Source organism: Paenibacillus sp. OT2-17 (genome assembly GCF_009827695.1).
Lineage (GTDB): Bacteria > Bacillota > Bacilli > Paenibacillales > Paenibacillaceae > Paenibacillus > Paenibacillus polymyxa_B.
This window is the reverse complement of sequence record NZ_WUDQ01000930.1, coordinates 1-866: the sequence shown is the minus strand read 5'-3', so window position 1 is coordinate 866 and position 866 is coordinate 1. Positions and strand designations below refer to the sequence as shown.

Here is an 866-nt window from a genome sequence, read left to right as displayed (position 1 = left end):
CTTGCCCTAGGCTCCAAACAAATTTTTAAGAATTTCGTTCCATCTGCTCGTCCAACCTCGTTGCTGAGTATTGTTAGCAGGATCTTGTGCAGTTGGAGCCTCCTGCCGTGGCCGTACGGTACTTTGAGCAGGCAGCTTACTCCCTTTTTCATACACAGGAACGGAACCAATAAGTTCACCATCCAATAGGAATTCGACCCGTCCTCGTAAGCCAAAAGATATGTCCGCTCTGTCTACAGAGGCGGAATTTTTATACAACACTAGTCTTTTGTGCAACTGGGTCTTCTCACTATCATGTAAAGGATATGCAAAGCTTGTACCTGTTAATAGTGGGTAACCATCGATAGGTTGCTGCTTGTCCGTAATCGGAATGAGCAGATAATATCGAAATCCGTAATCAAGCATACGGGCATGATCGTTCCAATCGTCCCCGTCATTCAAGGTAACAGCAGCGAGCTGGCGACCGTCCCGTGTGGCTGAACTGACCAGACAGCGAAATGCTTTTTTGGTAAAGCCTGTTTTCACCCCGTCAGCTCCCTCATACAGCCGCAGCATTTTGTTTTTGTTGTGCCATGAGTAGTCCCAAGAATCGTTGGGATTCGGCGCTTTTTTCAGTTCTGTTTTTACGATACGGGCAAAAGTTGGATTATGCAGCGCATAAGCAGTAAGCCGGGCCATATCATTGGCTGAGGAATAATGTCCCTCGGTATCCAGCCCGTGCGGATTAGCAAAATGTGTATGGCTTAGCCCAAGCTGAACCGCCTTGTCATTCATCAAATGGACAAATCCCTCTTCTGTCCCCCCCACATGCTCAGCAATGGCAGAAGCGGCATCATTACCAGAACGGAGCATTAAGCCGTACAGCA

The 866-nt window shown here is 47.8% G+C and carries 1 protein-coding gene; it reads right to left on the bottom strand.

The genetic code is table 11. The features are described from left to right. Positions 1-6: 6 nt before the first annotated feature. Positions 7-866: D-alanyl-D-alanine carboxypeptidase family protein (locus GRP75_RS28250; protein WP_160791036.1), on the bottom strand; the 860-nt coding region annotated here is incomplete at its 5' end.